The 20,108-nt window shown below is 68.9% G+C and carries 15 protein-coding genes and 1 pseudogene; 4 read left to right on the forward strand and 12 right to left on the reverse strand.

Going from position 1 to position 20,108, the window contains the following annotated elements; genetic code table 11:
- Positions 1–30 precede the first annotated feature (30 nt).
- Genes HW532_RS11120 through HW532_RS11135 form a run of 4 tightly spaced genes read right to left on the reverse strand, consistent with a single transcriptional unit; the run spans position 31 to position 3,793 of the window.
- Positions 31–1,671: a benzoate-CoA ligase family protein gene (locus HW532_RS11120; RefSeq protein WP_213160548.1), complete on the reverse strand. Its 1,641-nt coding sequence runs from the start codon at positions 1,669–1,671 to the stop codon at positions 31–33.
- Between the two features lie 12 nt (positions 1,672–1,683).
- Positions 1,684–2,517: an enoyl-CoA hydratase family protein gene (locus HW532_RS11125; protein WP_213160549.1), complete on the reverse strand. Its 834-nt coding sequence runs from the start codon at positions 2,515–2,517 to the stop codon at positions 1,684–1,686.
- The gene (locus HW532_RS11130) at positions 2,514–3,032 is read right to left on the reverse strand and encodes a MarR family winged helix-turn-helix transcriptional regulator (RefSeq protein WP_246478711.1); all 519 of its coding nucleotides are present in this window, start codon (positions 3,030–3,032) and stop codon (positions 2,514–2,516) included. The genes HW532_RS11125 and HW532_RS11130 overlap by 4 nt, the downstream gene beginning before the upstream one ends.
- On the reverse strand, positions 3,032–3,793 hold the full coding sequence (locus HW532_RS11135) for an SDR family NAD(P)-dependent oxidoreductase (protein WP_213160550.1): 762 nt from the start codon (positions 3,791–3,793) through the stop codon (positions 3,032–3,034). The genes HW532_RS11130 and HW532_RS11135 overlap by 1 nt, the downstream gene beginning before the upstream one ends.
- Positions 3,794–4,008: 215 nt before the next feature.
- Here HW532_RS11135 and HW532_RS11140 point away from each other — a divergent pair, with 215 nt between their 5' ends.
- The 4 genes from HW532_RS11140 (at position 4,009) to HW532_RS11155 (ending at position 11,332) form a co-directional block, all read left to right on the forward strand.
- Positions 4,009–6,345 carry a bifunctional salicylyl-CoA 5-hydroxylase/oxidoreductase gene (locus HW532_RS11140; protein ID WP_213160551.1) on the forward strand — a complete coding sequence of 779 codons (2,337 nt, stop codon included), beginning with the start codon at positions 4,009–4,011 and terminating at the stop codon, positions 6,343–6,345.
- Between the two features lie 38 nt (positions 6,346–6,383).
- Positions 6,384–7,625: a flavin-dependent oxidoreductase gene (locus HW532_RS11145; RefSeq protein ID WP_213160552.1), complete on the forward strand. Its 1,242-nt coding sequence runs from the start codon at positions 6,384–6,386 to the stop codon at positions 7,623–7,625.
- 1,356 nt (positions 7,626–8,981) lie between these two features.
- A complete protein-coding gene (locus HW532_RS11150; protein ID WP_213160553.1) occupies positions 8,982–10,493 on the forward strand; it encodes a 3-hydroxyacyl-CoA dehydrogenase in 1,512 nt (503 codons plus the stop codon).
- A gap of 29 nt (positions 10,494–10,522) precedes the next feature.
- On the forward strand, positions 10,523–11,332 hold the full coding sequence (locus HW532_RS11155) for an enoyl-CoA hydratase/isomerase family protein (RefSeq protein ID WP_213160554.1): 810 nt from the start codon (positions 10,523–10,525) through the stop codon (positions 11,330–11,332).
- 10 nt (positions 11,333–11,342) lie between these two features.
- Here HW532_RS11155 and HW532_RS11160 read toward each other — a convergent pair whose 3' ends face one another.
- The 8 genes and pseudogenes from HW532_RS11160 to HW532_RS11190 all read right to left on the reverse strand — a co-directional run bounded on the left by HW532_RS11160 (position 11,343) and on the right by HW532_RS11190 (position 20,051).
- On the reverse strand, positions 11,343–12,668 hold the full coding sequence (locus HW532_RS11160) for a lipopolysaccharide biosynthesis protein (protein ID WP_213160555.1): 1,326 nt from the start codon (positions 12,666–12,668) through the stop codon (positions 11,343–11,345).
- 12 nt (positions 12,669–12,680) lie between these two features.
- Positions 12,681–13,757, reverse strand: a complete 1,077-nt coding sequence (locus HW532_RS11165) for a lipid II:glycine glycyltransferase FemX (RefSeq protein WP_213160556.1) — start codon at positions 13,755–13,757, stop codon at positions 12,681–12,683.
- Entirely contained in the window at positions 13,754–15,025 is a 1,272-nt protein-coding gene (locus HW532_RS11170) for a GNAT family N-acetyltransferase (protein ID WP_213160557.1), read from the reverse strand. The genes HW532_RS11165 and HW532_RS11170 overlap by 4 nt, the downstream gene beginning before the upstream one ends.
- A gap of 129 nt (positions 15,026–15,154) precedes the next feature.
- Positions 15,155–16,003 carry a D-amino-acid transaminase gene (locus HW532_RS11175; protein ID WP_213160558.1) on the reverse strand — a complete coding sequence of 283 codons (849 nt, stop codon included), beginning with the start codon at positions 16,001–16,003 and terminating at the stop codon, positions 15,155–15,157.
- A gap of 164 nt (positions 16,004–16,167) precedes the next feature.
- On the reverse strand, positions 16,168–16,794 hold the full coding sequence (locus tag HW532_RS11180) for a sarcosine oxidase subunit gamma (RefSeq protein ID WP_213160559.1): 627 nt from the start codon (positions 16,792–16,794) through the stop codon (positions 16,168–16,170).
- Positions 16,787–17,146 carry a glycine cleavage T C-terminal barrel domain-containing protein gene (locus tag HW532_RS22455; RefSeq protein ID WP_425491954.1) on the reverse strand — a complete coding sequence of 120 codons (360 nt, stop codon included), beginning with the start codon at positions 17,144–17,146 and terminating at the stop codon, positions 16,787–16,789. Before HW532_RS22455 ends, HW532_RS11180 begins: the two co-directional genes overlap by 8 nt.
- A gap of 42 nt (positions 17,147–17,188) precedes the next feature.
- Positions 17,189–19,863: pseudogene (locus HW532_RS11185) on the reverse strand (sarcosine oxidase subunit alpha family protein); the annotation flags it as partial.
- Positions 19,785–20,051, reverse strand: a complete 267-nt coding sequence (locus HW532_RS11190; protein ID WP_213160560.1) for a sarcosine oxidase subunit delta — start codon at positions 20,049–20,051, stop codon at positions 19,785–19,787. The gene HW532_RS11190 and the pseudogene HW532_RS11185, both read right to left, overlap by 79 nt.
- Positions 20,052–20,108: the final 57 nt, after the last annotated feature.

A 20,108-nucleotide genomic window follows, 5' to 3' on the forward strand; every position in this document is an offset into this window, starting at 1 on the left:
ACCATCTCCTCCAATGAATCCGGCCGACCCTTACGAGGCCTGCGCGACCGAGGCCGACGCGGCCATCTCTCTCAGGCGGAAGCGCTGCAGCTTGCCGGTTTCCGTCTTGGGCAGCTTGTCGATGAACTCGACCTGCCGGGGATATTTGTAGGGTGCGAGCTCCGCCTTGACGTGCTCCTGGAGCGTGCGCACGAGCCCGGCATCGCCGCGGGCCTCGCCGGCGAGCACCACATAGGCCTTCACCACCTGCCCGCGCTCGGCGTCCGGCACCCCGATGACGGCGCATTCCGCCACCGAGGGATAGGTCAGGAGCGCGGCCTCGATCTCCGGGCCGGCGATGTTGTAGCCCGCCGACACGATCATGTCGTCGGAGCGCGCCTTGAACCAGAAATAGCCGTTGCGGTCGCAGACATAGGTGTCGCCGGTGACGTTCCAGCCATCCTGCACATAATCGGCCTGGCGCGGGTCGGCGAGATAGCGGCAGCCGGTGGGGCCGCGCACGGCAAGCCGGCCCGGCTGGCCGCGCGGCGCCTCGTTGCCGTATTCGTCGATCACCCTCGCCTCGTAATAGGGCACCGGCGTGCCGGTCGCGCCGGGATGGATATCCTCCTCGCGCGCGGCGATGAAGATGTGCAGCATCTCCGTCGCCCCGATGCCGTCCATGATGGAGAGCCCCGTCCTGTCGTGCCAGTCGGCCCATGTCGCGGCGGGAAGCGCCTCGCCGGCGGAGACGCATTTGCGCAAGGAGGAGATATCGGCCTCGCCGAGCTTTGCCAGCATGGCGCGATAGGCGGTCGGCGCGGTGAAGCACACCGTGGCCTTGAACCGCTCGATCCCGGCGAGCAGCTCGTCCGGCCCGGCCTTTTCGAGAAGCGCCGTGCCCGCGCCGACCCGGAAGGGGAACAGCACCAGCCCGCCGAGTCCGAAGGTGAAGGCGAGCGGGGGCGAGCCGATGAACACATCGCTCGCCTTGGGCCTGAGGATCTGGTTCGAATAGCAGTCGCAGATCGCCAGCATGTCGCGATGGAAATGCATCGTGCCCTTGGGCTCGCCCGTCGTGCCGGAGGTGAAGGCGATCAGGCAGACGTCGTCGGATGCCGTCGGGCAGGCGTCGAACCTGTCGGACGCCTTGTCCATGAGCGCCTCCAGGCCGTCCTCGGCCTCGCTTTCGAACCAGACGACGCGCTTCAGGCGCGGGGCGGCCTTCGCCGTCTTCTCCATCTCGTCGGCAAGCCGGCTGTCGCACAGGGCGAGGTCGATCTCCGCCTTGTTCACGATGAAGCCGAGCTCCTTGGCGCGCAGGAGCGGCATGGTCGCGACCACCACGCCGCCCGCCTTCAGGACGGCGAAATAGGCGGCGACCATCATCGGCGTGTTGGCGGAGCGCAGGAGCACGCGGTTGCCGGCGACGAGCCCCAGATCCTTCACCAGCACATTGGCGATCCGGTTGACCTTCTCCGCCAGCGCCTCGTAGGACCATTCGACCCCCGGCGCGAGCACCGCCGTGCGGTGGCCGACGCCCTCCTCCACATGCCGGTCGACCAGCTCGGAGGCCACGTTCAGAACGTCCGGATAGCCGAGCTTCTCCAGGTTGACGAAGTCCGGCCACTGATCCCGCGGCGGGAGGTTGTCGCGGGCAAATGTGTCGACATGTGCCGTATAGTCGCCCATGGGCCTTGCTCCTCAGTTCCCCTCGAACGCCGGCCGCCGCTTCGCGGCGAAGGCGTCGAACGCGCGGCGGTAATCCTCCGTCTGCATGCAGACCGACTGGGCGAGCGCCTCGGCCTCGATGGCCTGGTCGACGCCCATGTCCCACTCCATATGCAGCATTCTCTTGGTCATGGCATTGGCGAAAGTAGGGCCGTCGGCAAGATCGCCGGCAAGCGCGCGGGCCTCGTCGAGCACCGCGTCGGGCGCGGCGAGCCGGTTGAAGAAGCCCCAGCGCTCCGCCTCCTCGCCCGTCATCGCGCGGCCCGTATAGAGCAGCTCCGACGCCCGGCCCTGCCCGACGATTCGCGGCAGGATCGCGCAGGCCCCCATGTCGCAGCCGGCAAGCCCCACCCGGTTGAACAGGAAGGCGACCTTGGCGTCCTGCGTTCCGATACGCAGATCGCTCGCCATGGCGACGATGGCGCCCGCCCCGGCGCACACGCCGTCGACCGCGGCGACGATGGGCTGCGGACAGGCACGCATGGCCTTCACCAGATCGCCGGTCATGCGCGTGAAGTCGAGAAGGCCCGCCATGTCGCGCTCCAGCAACGGCTGGATGATCTCGAACACGTCTCCGCCGGAGCAGAAATTGCCGCCCGCGCCGGTGACGACGACGGCCTTCACCGCCTCCTCGTGGCGCAGCGCATGGAACAGGTCGCGCAGCTCCGCATAGCTCTCGAAGGTGAGCGGGTTCTTGCGCTCCGGCCGGTCGAGCGTGACCGTGGCGACCTTGCCGTCGACCGCGAGGCGGAAATGCGCCGGCGCGTACTCGGCGACAGGCAGGGTGATGGTGAACCGGTCGCTCAAGGCGTCTGCTCCCTTTCCGCGCCCTGCCGGACGGACGCCTTGAGCGTCTCCAGCAGCGCCATCAGCTCGTCGATCTGCCCGTCGGACAGCCCCTCGAAGACCTCGCCGATCCAGTCGCCATGCTCGCCGGCCATCTCCGCGAAGCTCTCATGGCCGCGCGCGGTGAGGCGCACATAGGTGGCGCGGCGGTCGTTGGGCGCGGTGCGCCGCTCGATCAGCCCGTCATTGACGAGGCGCTCCACCAGCCCCGTGACATTGCCGCTGGAGACCATCATGCGCTTGGAGACCTCGCTCAGGGTCAGCCCGTCGGGCGCCTTCTCGAGCTGCGCCATCAGGTCGAAGCGCGGCAGCGTCACGTCGAAGCGCTGGCGCAGGCGGCGGCGGATTTCCGCCTCGATCATGTTGGTGCAGGTCAACAGCCTCAGCCACAGCCTGAGCTCCGCCTTGTGCTCGCGCGGGCGCTCATGGGCCTTGGTCTCCGCGTCGAGCGGAATGAGCGGCGCCTTCTCGTCCATCACATGAACTCCCCGCCGGCGACCGCGATGGCCTGGCCGGTGACGGCGGACGCCGCCTCGCCCGCGAGCCACGAGACCGCATCGGCCACCTCCTCCGGCGCGACCAGCCGGCCTTGCGGATTGGCGCGCGTGAAGCTCGCGCGCACATCCGCCTCCTCCCGGCCCGTCTCCGCGGCGACGCGGGCGACGCTGCCGCGCACGAGATCGGTATCGGTGAAGCCCGGGCAGACCGCATTGACGGTGATGCCGGACCGCGCCGTCTCGAGCGCCAGTGCGCGGGTCAGCCCGATCGCGGCATGCTTGGCCGCGCAATAGGCGGACACGTAAGGGTAGCCCTTGAGCCCAGCCGTGCTCGCCACGGTGACGATACGCCCGAAGCCCGCCTCGCGCATCCCCGGAAGGACGGCGTGGATGCAATGGACGGCACCCTCGAGATTGACCCCGAGCATGCGCCTGAGGAGGCTCGTGTCGGTGCGCTCGAACGGCGCGCTCTCCGCCGCGCCCGCATTGTTGACGAGGATGGAGACGGGGCCGGAGCGCTCAGCTGCACGCGCGAAGCCGTCCGCCACCGCCGCCTCGTCGGTGACGTCGAAACGGACCGTGCCGGCCGCGCCGATAGCCTTCGCCGTCTCCTCGAGCGGGCCCTCCCGGCGGCCGGCCAGCGTCACCCGCGCACCGGCGCGCGCGAGCGCCGCCGCGATCGCGGCACCGATTCCCGTGCCGCCGCCTGTTATCATCGCATGTCGGCCCGCAAGCGACATGGATCGAAGCCTCCTCCCGTTTCGCGGTCGCCGAAGGCCTTGGGAATTGCCGTCTTGCGACCCGAGTTATTTTAAGCTTAAAATATTTTCGGTGGCAAGACAAGGCGGCCTTGCCGCGGGCGCTTCACGGATTGCCGGGACAAATCCGGCAATGGCGAAGGGATGTCTGCGAGCCCCCGTGCGGCATGCAGTCCATGACTGGGAGAGGACGCGCAATGAAAGTCTCGATCATCGGCGGCGGGCCGGCCGGGCTCTATTTCGCCATCCTCGCCAAGGCGGCGTGGCCGGCCATGGACATCGCGGTCCACGAACGCAACCGGCCGGACGACACGTTCGGCTTCGGCGTCGTCTTCTCCGACGAGACGCTGCAGAACTTCGAGGCCTACGATCCGGAGAGCTACCGGCTCATCACCGATCACTTCGCCTATTGGGACGATATCGAGATCCATTTCAAGGACAGCGTCCACCGGATCGGCGGCAACGGCTTCTGCGGCTGCGCGCGCACCACGCTCCTCAAGCTTCTCCACCAGCGCGCCCGCGCGCTCGGCGTGGAGCTCGTCTTCGACGACGACGTCTCGGATCTCTCCCGCTTCGCCGACAGCGACCTCGTGGTCGCCGCCGACGGCATCAACAGCCGCATCCGCGAGGATCGCCGCGACCATTTCCGCCCGCAGGTCGACCTGCGCCCCAACCGCTTCTCCTGGATGGGCTCCACCAAGCCGCTCGACGCCTTCACCTTCTACTTCCGGGAGACCGAGCACGGCATCTTCATCGCCCATTGCTACCAGTACGAGCCGGGCCGCTCCACCTGGGTGATGGAGACCGATCCGGAGACCTTCGCGCGCGCCGGGCTGGAGGCGATGAGCGAGGAGGCGGCGGCGCGGTTCCTCGAAGGCGTGTTCGCAGACGAGCTCGACGGGCACAGGCTCATCACCAACCGCTCCATGTGGCGCCAGTTCCCCATGATCCGAAACGAGCGCTGGACCATGGACAATGTGGTGCTGCTCGGCGACGCCAAGGCGACAGCGCATTTCTCCATAGGCTCCGGCACCAAGCTCGCCATGGAGGACGCCATCGCGCTCTTTAAGGCCTTGAAGGCAACCGGCACCGTGCCCGACGCGCTTGCCCGGTTCGAGAGCGGGCGGCGCGAGGAGGTGGAGAAGACCCAGCACGCCGCCGACGTCTCGCTCGTCTGGTTCGAGCATATCGGCCGCTTCTGGGACATGGAGCCCGTGCAGTTCGCCTTCGGCCTCATGACGCGCTCCAAGGCCATCACCTACGACAATCTGGAGCTCAGGGCGCCCGATTTCGTGCGCGCGGCCGACCGGATGTTCGCCCGCCAGACGCGCGGGCGCGGCTTCGACGTCGATGTCGATGAGCCGGTCGCGCCCATGTTCCAGCCCTTCCGTCTTCGCGACATGGTCCTGGAGAACCGCGTCGTCGTCTCGCCCATGTGCATGTATTCCGCCGAGGAGGGCGTGCCGGGCGACTTCCACCTCGTCCATTACGGCGCCCGCGCCATGGGCGGGGCCGGACTCATGTTCACCGAGATGACCGATATCTCGCGCGATGCCCGCATCTCGCCCGGCTGTACCGGCATCTACGACGACGCGCAGGAAGCCGCCTGGAAGCGCATCGTCGACTTCGTCCACGAACGCTCCCGCACGAAGTTCTGCCTGCAGATCGGCCATGCCGGGCGCAAGGGCTCGACCCGGCTCATGTGGGAGGGCATCGACGAGCCGCTGGAGGAGGGCAACTGGGAGATCGTCGCGCCCTCGCCGCTGCCCTATTTCCCCCACAGCCAGGTGCCGCGCGAGATGACGCGCGCCGACATGGACGCCACGCTCGAGGATTACGTCGCCGCCGTCCACCGCGCCGGGCGCGCGGGCTTCGACATGATCGAGCTGCACTGCGCGCACGGCTATCTGCTCGCGACCTTCATCTCGCCGCTGACCAACCGGCGCACGGACGACTACGGCGGCAGCCTGGACAACCGCCTGCGCTTTCCGCTCGAAGTCTTCGCCGCCATGCGCGAGGCCTGGCCGAACCGCAAGCCGATGTCGGTCCGCCTGTCGGCCACCGACTGGAAGGAAGGCGGCATCACCGGCGACGACACGGTGGAGATCGCGCGCGCCTTCGCCCGCGCCGGCGCCGACCTGATCGACGTCTCCTCCGGCCAGACGGTGCACGACGCCAAGCCGGTCTTCGGGCGCATGTTCCAGACGCCGTTCTCCGACCAGGTGCGCAACGAGGCCGGCCTCGCCACCATGTGCGTCGGCAACATCACCACGGCGGACCAGGTGAACACCATCCTCGCCGCCGGCCGCGCCGACCTCGTCGCGCTGGCGCGGCCCCATCTCGCCAATCCGAGCTTTGCGCTCAACGCCGCCGCGGAGTATGGCTTTGGCGACCTCTATTGCCCGCCGCAATACGAGGCCGGCTTCGAGCAGGCCATGCGCAACGCCCAGCGCACCCGCGAGGAGCTGAAGGAGCTGCGCCTGAAGGCGAGGCCGCGCCATCGCTACCAGCGCATGCGCGAGGCGGCGGAATAAGATTGCCCGGACAGGGAGAGACAGGGGAGGGTCAGTCCATGAAAGCCATTGTTGTCGGGGGCGGGATCGGGGGCCTCGCCACCGCGCTCGCGCTCCACGAGAAGGGGATCGAGGCGGAGATCTTCGAGCAGTCGCGCGAGGTGCGCGAGCTCGGGGTCGGCATCAACACGCTGCCGCACGCCATCAGGGAGCTCGCCGCGTTCGGCCTTCTCGACGCGCTCGACCGGGTCGCCATCCGCACGCACGAGCTGATCTACACCAACCGCTTCGGCCAGGAGATCTGGCGCGAGCTGCGCGGGACCGACGCGGGCTACGACTATCCGCAGTTCTCCATCCATCGCGGCAAGCTGCAGGCCGTGCTGCACGAGGCCGTGCTGGACAGGCTCGGGCCCGAACGCGTGAGAACGGGCCTCAGGCTGTCCGCCTTCGAACAGGACGACACGGGCGTGACCGCGCGGTTCGAGAGGCGCGACGGCGGCGCCGAGGAGGCGCGCGGAGACATCCTGATCGGCGCCGACGGCATCCATTCCACCGTGCGCGGGACCTTCTACCCCGACGAGGGGCCGCCGCGCTGGAACGGCCTCATGCTGTGGCGCGGGGCGACATGGTGGCCGCCCTTCATGACCGGGCGCTCCATGGTGATCGCCGGCGGCATGAAGGCGAAGCTCGTCCTCTATCCGATCTACAACGATCCGGCGCGCCCCGGCGAAACGCTCATGAACTGGGCGGTTGTGGCCAAGATCGGCGACCGCGACACGCCGCCGCCCCGGCGCGAGGACTGGTCGCGGCCCGGCAAGCGCGAGGAGCTCATGCCCTTCGTGGAAGGCTCGTTCAGCGGCTGCGTCATCGATCCGGTGAAGCTGATCGAGGCGACGGAGGAATTCTACGAATATCCCATGTGCGACCGCGATCCGCTCAAGCAATGGAGCTTCGGACGGGTCACGCTGCTGGGCGATGCGGCCCACCCCATGTATCCCGTCGGCTCGAACGGGGCGAGCCAGGCCGTGCTCGACGCCCGCTTCCTCGCCGATGTGCTGGCCCACGGCGGCGATCCGGTCGCCGCGCTCAAGGCCTATGAGGCAGAACGGCTGGCCAAGACCGCCGACATCGTGATCCAGAACCGCTCCGGCGGGCCGGAACGGGTGATCGACGTCATCGAGGAGCGCGCGCCGCAGGGGTTTGCCGACATCGGCGATGTCGCGAGCCCGGAGGAGCTCAAGGCCATCGTCGCCGGCTACCAGAAGATGGCGGGCTTCGACCAGAGCCAGGTGAACCGGTAGGGGGACCAGTCTCCTTTGCGTTATTCCCGAGCAACCGGAGGATTCATACCGGCCCGGACGCCGTGTGACCGGACCAGGAACGCATCGACATGGGCCTATGGAGCGTTGGGAAGCTTGAGACCTGCCATTTGTTTCTAGCGCGGCAAGCACCCGTCGTCGTGACAAAGGCGTGGGGCAATGAGGTTGGGCCGTTCGCGGCAGAGACAGATAGTGAGTGCCCCGCCCGCTCCCTATTGGGCGGGGCACTCATCCCCCCGGCCTATCTTGGTGGGACCGACCGGCTGGTGCCGGCGTCGGATTGTCCAGACATTCCCCACCGGCGGAGCTGCCATCCGCTGCAGCCACGATCCGCCAGTGTCGCGATGGGTGACAGAACCGAGCGTCTCTCAGGATCGGCGCTGGTTAGGCATCCCCGCACACAACAGGCCGATAGTTCAGCTTGTCTTGGAAGAAGAATGACCGTCTTGACGAGGTCTCTGGTGAGATTTCACGCCAGTATAGCGCGGCTTTTCCCACTGACTTTTGCGCAAGATGCGCAGGAATGCCCTGTGCGCAGATGCGCACTTCCATAATGAAACTCATACCGCAGCCCCCTTTGGCAGAGCATGTCACGGACATCTCTGCCCGTGCTTGGCATCTTTGTTTTGGCTCCCCATGCAGTACGATTAATTGTTGCCCACAAACTCCAACAAATCAACATCTAAAAAAATTTAATATAATCCCATGACAATTAATATTATTATGTCAACTTCTGGTAATTGTATTATTTTATAAACTATATACATCTCTGATATTTATATATGTATACAAATGGTACGAATATCGCAAAAATACTAATATAGTATGGGATAGTTCATTATATATCATGATCCAGTTCAGCACTTATCATTTTGCGTCATTCGATATTTTTAGTGGATAGGAGTGTGTCATAACGTTGTCTTCTGGACGTGCAGTATTGGTCTTGCGTGCAATACGTTGCTAGCATAGTTGGGGTGCGGCAAGGGCAGCTCCCTAATTGCCCTTGCCGTGCAGAGAGCGGCGGCATCCCCCTGGTGGGACTTCCCCCCGGCTGCCGCCGCTCTCACTCCGGATCGATATGGCAGCAGTTCTACTCTCCCGACACCAACCGCTCGCGCGCAGCGCTGGCCAGATAGGCCGAGTGGGTGATACCTGTGCGCGCGGCCGGTTCGTGGAGGCGCTCGTCCGCAAGCTCATCCTGGAGCTGGCCGAGGCCGGCGATCCGGGCGGAGCGCGCCGGCCGGAATGAGCCCGGACTTGTCCCGCCGGCGGCCTTGAGGCACTGTGCGTTCGCGAAAGACTGTTTCGCCAACCGAAATGACATCGCGAGCGATTTCCATGAACGATCCGAACACCGCTGAGCTGACCGTCGGCGTCGTGGGCGCCGGCGCCATGGGGCAGGGCATCGTGCAGGTGAGCCTCACCGGCGGCATGGCCGTCAGGCTCCACGACGCCAGGCCGGGAGGCGCGGAGGCCGGCCGCGACGCCGTCTTCGCCCGCATCGACCGGCTGGTGGAGAAGGGACGGCTGGACGAGGCCGGGGCGGAGGCGGCCAAGGGCCGGCTGACGCTGATCGACGGCATTGCCGGGCTCGCCGGCTGCGACGCGGTCATCGAGGCGGTGTTCGAGGATCTTCAGCTGAAGCGCAAGCTGTTCGCCGAGATCGAGGAGACCGTGTCGGACGACTGCCTGATCGCCTCCAACACCTCCTCCATCCTCATCGCCTCCATTGCCAGCGCGGCCAGGAAGCGGGACCGGATCGCGGGGCTCCATTTCTTCAACCCCGTGCCGCTCATGAAGCTCGTGGAGGTGGTGCGCGGGCCGGAGACCTCGCAGGCCACCGTCGACGCGCTGGTCGCGCTCGGCAAGCGCATGGGCCGCGTGCCGGTGGTCGCGCGCGACGCGCCGGGCTTCCTCGTCAATCATGGCGGGCGCGCCTTCACCACCGAAGGCATCCGCCTCCTCCACGAGCGCGTGGCCACGCCGGCCGAGATCGACGCGGTGATGCGCGACTGCTGCGGCTACCGGATGGGGCCGTGCGAGCTCATGGATCTGACCGGCATCGATGTGAACCTGCCGGTGACCGACATCATCCATGAGGGCTTCTCGCAGGATCCGCGGCTGAAGACCTTCTTCCCCCACCGCGCCCTCTTCGAGGCCGGCCGCCATGGCCGCAAGACGGGCGCCGGCCATTACGACTACGACGAGACCGGCCGGATCACGGGCGCCCCCTCGCCCGACCATGCGAGCGATGCCGCGCCGGCCAAGGCCGTCGCGCTCGCCGAGCCCGACGCCGCCCTGAAGGCCTTTGCGGAAGGGCTCGGCGCGACGGTGCTGGACGCCGACGACGGGACGAGCCCGATCCTCGCCGCCCCGGTCGGCGAGGACTGCGCGACGCTCGCCCACCGCACCGGCGCCGACCATCGCCGCCTCGTGGCGGTCGACCTCGTCTTCCTGAGCGAGGCGCGCGCCACGATCATGACGCCGCCCGGCGCCGATCCCAAGGCGCGCGACGCGGTGGCCGCACTCATCGCCCGAGCGGGCCGCAAGGTCACCGCCATCAAGGATTCGCCCGGCTTCGTCGCCCAGCGCATCCAGGCCATGATCGCCAATCTCGGCGCCGAGATGGCGCAGATCGGCGTCGCCGCGCCGGAGGAGATCGACACCGCCATGGAGCTCGGCCTCAACTATCCCAAGGGCCCGCTCGCGCTCGCCGACGCCGTCGGCCCGGACCGGGTCATGGCCATTCTCGCCGCCATGCAGGATATTACGGGCGAGGACCGCTACCGGACGAGCCTGTGGCTCAGGCGCCGCGCGCTGCTGGGCCTTAGCGCGCACGTTCCCGACTGAGCCGGAGGACAGAACTCGGAGGAGCCCCCATGTCTGTGGATTACGGCCGCTACACGGCGCTCAAGATCGCGCGGCCCGCGCCGCGCATCCTGGAGATCGTGCTGTCGGCGCCGGGCCGGCTCAACGCGCTCGACCATGAGGGCCATGGCGAGCTCGCCGAGATCTGGCGCGACGTCGACAAGGATCCCGACACCGCCGTCGTCCTGCTGCGCGGAGAGGGCGGCACCTTCTCCGCCGGCGGCGACCTCGCCATGGTGGAGGAGATGGCCGACGACTGGACCACCCGCATGCGCGTGTGGAAGGAAGCCTCCGACATCGTCTACAACGTCATCAACTGCTCCAAGCCCGTCGTCTCCGCCATAGAGGGCGTGGGGGTCGGCGCGGGGCTCGCCGCGGCGCTCGTCTCCGACATCACGGTGGCCGGCCGCACCGCGCGCATCATCGACGGGCATACCCGGCTCGGCGTGGCGGCGGGCGATCATTCCGCCATTGTCTGGCCGCTGCTCTGCGGCATGGCGAAGGCCAAGTACTACCTGCTCCTGTGCGAGACCGTGACGGGGGAGGAGGCCGAACGCATCGGCCTCGTCTCGCTGGCAGTGGACGATGACCGGGTCGTTGCCGAAGCGATGGCCGTCTGCGAGAAGCTCGCCGCCGGCGCGCCGGCCGCCATACGGCTCACCAAGCACGCGCTCAACAACTGGCTGCGCCAGGCCGGCCCGGCCTTCGACGCCTCTCTGGCGCTGGAGTTCCTGGGCTTCTCCGGCCCCGAGGTCCGCGAGGGCCTCGCCTCGCTGAAGGAGAAGCGCAAGCCGGACTTCGACCCCGACAGTCCGTTCTAGCTTCGACAGTTCAGATGGCGTCGGCCCGGTCCCGCGACGGCAGGAGGGCGAGAAGCGTGATCTCGTAGCCGGTGAGCCGCCGCGCGGAGACGGCGAGCCAGACCGACCAGCACATGACGGCGGAGACCATGGCCCAGCCCGCGCCGATCAGCCCGAATGGCGGCACCAGGACGAGGTTCAGCACGACCAGTATGGCAAAGCCCGCCACGAAGGCCGGGACGGCGCGCATCTGGTGGCCGGTCACCGTCATGAGCTGGACATTGGGCCCGAGCGCCGCGGTGGCGATCTGCGAAAGGCCTAGCACGATCAGCAGGCCGTAGCCGGGGACGAATTCCGGCCCGACAATGGCGAGCACATGCCGGCCGACGAGGGCCAGGGTCAGCGTCGCCGCCACCGCCATGCCGACGGCGATCAGGTTCGCCCGGCCGATGGCCCGCGTGACGCCCTTGCGGTCCTCGCGGACATGGGCCTCTGCGAGGTCCGGCAGCACGATCTGGTAGATCGCCTTCAGCGCGAAGCCGATAAAGGCGGTGAAGCGGAAGCAGATATTGAAGACCGCGACATCCTCCGGCGGCATCAGCATGCCGAGGATGAGCACATCCACATCGGCGAAATAGTTGGTGAACAGCACGAGCAGGATCATCGGCAGGGCCGCGCGCTGCCATTCCGACCGGCTCTCCACCGTGCGCTCCGTGCCCGAGGCCGCGATGCCGCGCCGGCGCATCAGCACAATCTGGACGGCCGCCGCGCCCGCGATGAGCGCCAGGTTGACCCCCATGAGCGTGGCCGCCGTCACCTCGTGGCCAAGCGCCGCGATAAGCGCCGAGAAGGCGACGATCACCAGCACGGGCCGCAGGATCGTGTCCGGCAGGAAGCCCAGGAAGGGCCGCCTGTAGGCATTCGCGATGCCGCCATTGAGCATCAGCGCGCCCATGAAGACCGTCATGACCGCGCCGATGGCGAGCGCGAGGCGCAGATCGCCGGCCATCGTGCCGCCGAACAGGGCGAGCGCGGCCCAGCTGAGCGCGATCAGGGCACAGGCGCCGATGAGAAGCTGGCGGCGGCTCGCCTTCAGGAACCCCGCGATGAGATCGTCGCGCCCCTCCACGCGATAGGCGGACAGGTAGCGCATCGCGATGGAGGGAAAGCCCGTCACCGCGAAGATGGTGAGCACGCCCGCAAAGGACATGGCGATGGCGTAGGTGCCGAGCGTGTCGGCGCCGAGCCAGCGGGCGATCATGATCTGTGTGAGGAAGGTCAGGCCCGCCCCGGCGATGCGCGCGGCGACCAGCATGGCGGAGAAGGTGAAGAGCCGCGACCCCGTGATCGGTTTCATGAGCGCGTCCCCCTACCGTCTCAGGCGCGCGGCGAGGCCGCGCAGGCCGTGGACGCCATGGGCGAGCGCTCCGCTCAACGCGCTGTCGCAGGCCACATAGTCGCCCGGCAGGTCGACAATCGCGCCGGCGCGGCCGACGAGCTGCTTCTTGAACTGGTGGAGCCCGGCATCGCCGGCCGTGCCGCCGAGATCGTACCAGCGCGCGCCGCTCTCGGTCAGCGCGCCGATAATGTGCCAGTGAAGCGCGTAGCCGGCCTTCGCGGCGAGAGCGCGCCCGTCGGTCGCCCCGAAGAGATACATGGCCCGCTCGCCGAGCCGACCGATCACCGCGCCCGCCGTGGGGGCGCCATCGAGGGAGGCGAGATAGATGTCCGGCCTGATCGCCTCGTCGCGGGCCGCCATGAGCGCCGGCAGCGCGCCGATGCCGGAGGTGTCGTCGAACCGCTTGCGCGCGAGCATCGCCTCGTAGAGCGCCATGAAGGCATCGAGGCCCTCCGCACCCTCCACCCGGCGGATCTCGAGGCCCGCGGCCTCCGCCTTCCGGAGATTGTAGCGCCACTTGCCATGCAGGTTGGCGCGCTGGGCGTCGAGGTCGAGCGAGAGGTCGACCAGATAGCGCGCCGGGTCGGGCGCCGGCCTCAGGTGCGCGAAGCCCGCCGCACGCAGGCTCTCCTCCCACAAGGCCGCATCGTCCGGGCCGCTGAGCGGCGTGACGGTCAGATGGTGCCGCCGGCGACCGGCGAACTCGTCGCGCAGCGCCCGCAGGATGACCGCGAGGGTGTCGCCGGGAGCCTGCGCGCCCTGCCGGTGGAGCGGGCCGAACTTGACGATGGAGAGGCCCCGGTCGAGGAACGGCAGCCGCACGGTGACGGCCACCCCGCCGCCGAGCACCGCGCCTGCGCGCTCCACCGTGAAGCACGACACGCGCGAACCGCCCCAGCGCGTGGCGTTGTAGACGGCGGTCTGCTCGTGGACAGCGTCGCGGAACCCGGCGACCGTGCCGTCCCACGCCTCGGACGAGACATGGCGCACCGTCGCCTCGCCGGCGGCCATGCGGGGACCGGCGCGATGGTCGCTCAGCGCGGTCATGCCCCGCCCTGCCCCAGGATCCGTGTCTTCAGCGCGAGCGCGCGCCGGACGAGGGCGAAGACGGCGGGCCGCGACTTGATCCACCGCTTGAGCGCGATGGCCGAGCGCATGCCGAGGGCGGCGACATGGCCCTTCGGCGTGATGGGCCACACGCCGTAGCGCAGCGTCCAGCTCTCGTCCGCCCAGTCGGCCTTGTAGCCCTCGTCGCCGATGGTGAAGTCGAAGCGGGTGCAGCCCCGTTCGATGCTCCATTGCATGATGCGGTGGAGCAGCAGAGCACCGGGCGAGCAGCGCTGATAGGGCCCGCCCTGATAGACCGGCACGATATAATAGAGCGACCCGCCGCCGACGAGGCAGAGCGCCGCGGCGACGGTCTCCCCGCCGGCGCTCAGGCGGAACAGGTGAAAACCGTCCGCATCCGCGAGCCGGCATGCGCCGGCGCGGAAGAAGGCCTGGACGTCGGGGCTTGAGAACGGATTGCGCGCGGCCTGCATCTCGTCGAGCTGGCGGCTCTTGAGGGCCAGGCATTCCCCGGCAAGGGCCTCGCGCCGGGACGCGCCGGTGACGGCCTCGAAGGCGACGGGCCCGAATTTCTCCAGGCGGCGCTCCTTCTCCCGGAACCGGCGGCGCGTCTTGGTGCCGCGGCGTTCGGCATAGAACGTCTCCCAGTCCGCCCCGAGGCGGGTGCCGTGCGCGCCGGCGCTGTAGGGATGGCGGGCAAGCGCATGGAGCGGATTGGCGACCGTGCCGAGCCAGGGCGGCTGGCGGGTGAGCGCGACGAGATCCGCGCGCGGCAGCGCCTTGAGCACCGCCGCCCAGAAGGCCTCGAGCGCCGGGCCGGTCAGCCCCTGCGCGAGCGCGCGCGTGACGAGCGGGCCGTGATAGTCGCAGACGGGATCGCCGAGCGCGACGATCCGCGTGCCGAGGCGTCCCCGCTCCAGCCCGAGCGGCAGGAGGAGGCAGGCCTGCCCGTCCGTGTCGCGCAGGATCGCGATGACGGGCTCGATGCCGGCCTTCCGCCCGATGGTCTCGTACCAGACGGCGATCCAGCCATAGCTCTGGAAGGGGTGGCCCTCGCCATGGGCCTCCAGTTCGCGCCAGTCGCCTTCCGCCGCGGCGAGATCGTGCACGATCTCCAGCCGGAAGGTGCCGAGGCCGTCAAGGGCCACGTCGTGCGGCGCGGCGGCCCCTCCGGTCTGCGGCCTGTCGCCGGCGGGCCCGGCCGCGACCGGCACGGCACTGTCTCGCGATGAGGCGGTCGGGCTCATGGTGGCTGTCCTGTTCCCTTGCGAGGACGGATTGTGCCGCGGGATCGCCCGCGGCACTCATCATCTGCGTCCTCCGGTCTTCGGGAGCAAGCCTCGTGCCAGTTTCCCGCACCCGGCCCGGACGGCACCTCAGCCGGCGCTGCGGGCGCTCTCCAGATAGAGCCGGCGCAGCGCGGTCGTGATCTCTCCCGGGGCGCCGGCGCCGACCTTGCGGCCGTCGATCTCCACGATGGGCAGAACGAAGCTCGAGGCGCTCGTCATGAAGGCCTCGTCGGCCTTGTAGGCCTCGTCGATGGAGAACAGGCGCTCCTCGATGCGGATCTGGCGTTCCGCGGCGAGCGCAAGCAGCGTGCGCCGGGTGACGCCCGGCAAGATGGAGTTGGAGAGCGGCCGGGTGATCACCACCCCGTCCTTGACGATATAGGCCGACGAGGAGGTTCCCTCGGTCACCATGCCGTCCTCGACCATCCAGGCCTCGTAGGCGCCGGCCTCCTTGGCCTGTTGCTTGCCGAGGCACTGGGCGAGCAGGGCGATCGACTTGATGTCGCGGCGCTGCCAGCGGATCTCCGGCACGGAGACGATCTCTACGCCGGTCTCCGCCTTGGGATTGTCGATCAGCGCCTTCTCCTGGGTGAAGGCGAACAGCGTGGTCGGCGTGTTCTCCGGGAAGGAGAACTCGCGCTCGGCGACGCCGCGCGTCACCTGCATGTAGACGACACCCTCCTCGATCCCGTTCTGGCGTACCAGCTCCTCATGGACCTCGCGCAGCTCGTCCTTCGTGCACGGCCAGTCCATCTGCAGCTCGCCGAGCGAGCGGTCGAGGCGTTCCATATGCGGCGCATAGTCCACCAGCTTGCCGTCGATCACCGCGGTGACCTCATAGACGCCATCGGCGAACAGATAGCCTCTGTCGAACGGCGACACCCGGGCCTCTTCCTCGGGCACGAACGATCCGTTGACGTGGACAATGCGGCTCATGATGCGAATTCCTTACGATCTCTGGGTGACGGCTTGCAGGTGTGATGCGTGATGCGCCGGAGCGGGCAGGCGCATCCGGTTCGCGCCCGCACACTTCGTGCGGTCCACTCAAAGCAGAAAACGCGCCGAAAATCTACGGCTCTGTATAATCGACGCGGCGGCGATCAGCCGGACGCCGCTGCGAGCGCCTCGCGCACCTCGTATCCGAAGGGCTCGGCGAGATGGGTGAGCCAGTGCCAGTGCGACAGGGCGAAACTGCGCGGAATGTAGAGATCGAAGGCGTCGCCCTCCGGCGTCCCGGCGGCGAAATGGACGAGCACGCCGACATGGTGCAGCGCCGTCTGCGCGACGCTGTGCAGTGGGAAGGCGGCCGGGTCGAGATCGATGGCGATGGAGCGCGCCAGGAACGCGCGGACCTCGGGCCCCGACACGCGCAGCACCGTCCGGCTGTGGCCGAGATCGGTCACCACGGCCTCCTCCGGGGCGAAGGCCCCCGCAACCGCCTCGCGCAGGCGGTCCGCCGCGGCGCCCGCGATCCAGAACCGCTCCGGGGCGAGCCGGAACAGCGTGACATCGGTCCCCGCCGTCGCGATGCGCGTCGTCTCCGGCGCCGCGATACCGGCAAGCCCGGCGAGCCTCGCCATCGCGGCTTCGACCGTGTCCGGCCAAGCCGCGACCTGCACGAGGCCCGCGCCCGAGACCTCGCGGAGAACGACGCCCGGCGCCTGCCCCGGCGTGCCATGGCGGCCGGGGGCGGCATGATCGGCAAGTGCAGAGCGGATATCAGCCACGGAGCCGTTCTCCTTCCGGGTCGACGAAATGCGGCGAGGTGATCCTGACAGGCACGATCTCGCCCTTGACGGGATAGCAGGCATCCACGACCTGGCCTTCGGCCTCCATGCCGCCGGCGACGAGGCCGAGGGCGATATAGTGGCCGAGCTCCGGCGAATAGGTCGTCGACGAGATATGGCCGAGCCCGTGGCCCTCATGGGGGCCGCCGTGTGGCTGGAGGATGCTGCCCGGGCGGATCCGGGCCGTCCCGTCCACCGGCACGAAGCCCGCAAGGCGCGGCCGGCCGCCGTCGGTCAGGGCCTCGCGGCCGGCGAGCACCTGGCCGAGGAACGGCTTCTTCGTGCTCGCCATGCGCTCAAGCCCGAGATCGGCGAGCGTGGTGCGACCGTCGATCTCGCTGCCGGCCACATGGCCCTTCTCGACCCTCAGGCCCCCGAGCGCCTCGGTGCCATAGGCAATGAGCCCGTGCGGCGCGCCGGCCGCCTTGAGCGCCTGCCACATGGCCTCGCCGAAGCCCGCCGGGCAATAGACCTCGTAGGCCAGCTCGCCGGAGAAGGACAGCCGCGCGACGCGCACCGGAATGCCGTCCAGCGTGCCGAAGCCCACCCCATATGCGGCAGGGCCTCGTTGGAGAGGTCGAGACCGGAGAGCGCGTCGGCAAGGATCGCGCGCGACTTCGGCCCGGCGACGGCGACCGCCGCCCACTGGTCGGACACCGAGGTGACATGCACCTTCAGATCGGGCCAGGCCACCTGGAGCAGATATTCGAGATGGGCCATGACGCGGGCGGCCTCCGCCGTCGTCGTCGTCATGAAGTAATGGTGCTCCGAGATCCGCCAGGTCGTGCCGTCGTCGAGCACGAAGCCGTCCTCGCGCAGCATCACGCCGTAGCGCGCCTTGCCGACGGCGAGCTTCGACCAGCCGTTGACATAGACACGGTTGAGGAACTCCGCGGCGTCCGGCCCCTGCACGTCGATCTTGCCGAGGGTGGAGACGTCGACCATGCCGGCGGCGGAGCGCACCGCCGTCATCTCGCGGATATAGGCGGCGTTCACGTCCTCGCCGGCTTGCGGGTAATACCAGGCCCGCTTCCACAGGCCCGCATCGGTCATCGCCGCACCCTCGCGGCGGTGGACGGCGTCCATGGGCGTACGGCGCACGGGCCTGAAATGCTCGCCCGCCTCCGGACCCGCGAGCGCGCCAATGGCGACCGGCGTATAGGGCGGGCGGAAGGTGGTGGTGCCGACATCGCCGATGGGAAGGTCGCGCAGGGCCGCCATGGCGGCGAGCGCGTTGACATTCGCCATCTTGCCCTGGTCGGTGGCCATGCCGAGCGTTGTGTAGCGCTTCAGATGCTCCACGGAGACATAGCCCTCGCGGTGGGCGAGCGCGATATCGGACAGCGAGACGTCGTTCTGCAGGTCCACGAAGCGCTTGGCCTCGCGCGTGCCGGGCGCGGGCGGCACCGTCCAGACGGGAACGATGGGCGTCTCCCAGCCATCGTCGGGCAGGGCATCGATATGGGCGAGCTCGCCGGCGGGCTTGCCGTGGCCTGCCGACTTCGCCGCCTCCAGGCCCGCGGCGAAGCCCTCGCGCGCCGCCCCACGGGTGGAGAAGGTGCCCCGGCAGGCGCCGGCATGGTGCTGGTCGTCGATCACGGCCCCGCCCGGAACGAAGGCGGCGAGCGCCTCGTCATAGACGGGCCTGCCGCCGCGCTGGCTCGACAGATGCACGACAGGCGTCCAGCCGCCGGACACGCAGACCACGTCGCAGGGAATGTCGCGCCAGCCGGCCGCCGTCTCGCCGGTGATGGTGTTGAAGGGGGCAATGACCGCGCCCTCGACGCGCTTGCGGCCGCGCGTGGCGGTGACCGCATGGCCGACGAAGATGTCCGCGCCGGCCTCGCAGCAGGTGGAGATGAGCGCCGGCGGGATCTCCTTGCGCGCCTCCACGACGGTGACGCGCGCGCCGGCCCGGGCGAGATCGAGGGCGGCCGGATAGGCCCCGTCATTGTTGGCGAAGACGACAATGCGCTCGCCCGGCAGCGCCCCGTAGCGGTTGACATAGGCGCGCGCCGCGGAGGCCAGCATCACGCCCGGCCGGTCGTTGTTGCCGAAGGGGATCGGCCGTTCCGCCGCGCCCGCCGCGATCACCGAGGCGCCGGCGCGCAGCAGGATATGGCGCTGGCGCGGCATGGCGCCCTCGGGCGCGGGGAGATGGTCGCTCACCCGCTCCACGAGGCCGAAGACGCCATGGTCGTAGGCGCCATAGGCCGTGGTGCGCGTGAGGATGCGCACGTTATCGAACCCCTTCAGCTCCGCAAGGGCGGCCTTGAGCCATCCATCGCTGTCGGCGCCCGCCGGCGCGTTCAGGAGCGAGCCGCCGGGCTCCGCCCCCTCGTCCACCAGAACGGTGCGCGCGCCCGCACGCGCCGCGGCAAGGGCGGCGGCGAGCCCCGCGGGCCCCGCGCCGACCACCAGCACGTCGGCGAACATGTGCACCGTCTCGTAGCGGTCCGGATCCGGCTCGCGGGTCGCCGCGCCGAGCCCCGCCGCCCGGCGGATGAAGGGCTCGAACCACATCCAGGCGCGCCTGGTCGGGCCCATGAAGGTCTTGTAGTAGAAACCCGCGGCGAGGATCGGCTTGAACCAGTCATTGACCGCCATCGCGTCGAGCGAGAGCGAGGGCCAGCGGTTCTGGCTCTCAGCCTCCAGCCCGTCATGGATCTCCACCATGGTGGCCGGCACATTGGGCTCGCGGCGCCCGCCCGAGCGCAGGGTGACGAGCGCGCAGGGCTCTTCCGACCCGGCGGTGACGACGCCGCGCGGGCGGTGATACTTGAAGCTCCGGCCGAGCAGCGTCACGCCGTTGGCCATGAGCGCGGAGGCGAGCGTGTCGCCGGCATACCCGCGATAGGGCCGCCCGTCGAAGGTGAAGCTCACGCTCCGCGACCGGTCGATCCGGCCGCCCGTCTCAAGCCGTCTCGCGCTCACCGGCTCACCTCCCCGCGGGCGAAAGCCACATGCGCGATCTCGTGGGTGACGGTGTCGCGCTCCACGACCAGCCATTGCCGGCAGCCATGGGCGTGGTGCCAGAACTCCCTGTGCGGCCCCCTCGGGTTGTCGCGCAGGAAGACATGGTCGAACCAGCGCTCCATGCCGGTGTCGGCGATGTCGGGCATCGTGCGCGAGGCGTCGCCGCCATAGGCGAACTCGTCATGGTCGCGCGGGCCGCAACAGGGACAATCGATACGCATGATGGAAACCTCTGGGTTCAATCGACATTCGACAGGCGGTCTGCGCCAACAAATCCC

The organism is Kaustia mangrovi (genome assembly GCF_015482775.1).
Lineage (GTDB): Bacteria > Pseudomonadota > Alphaproteobacteria > Rhizobiales > Im1 > Kaustia > Kaustia mangrovi.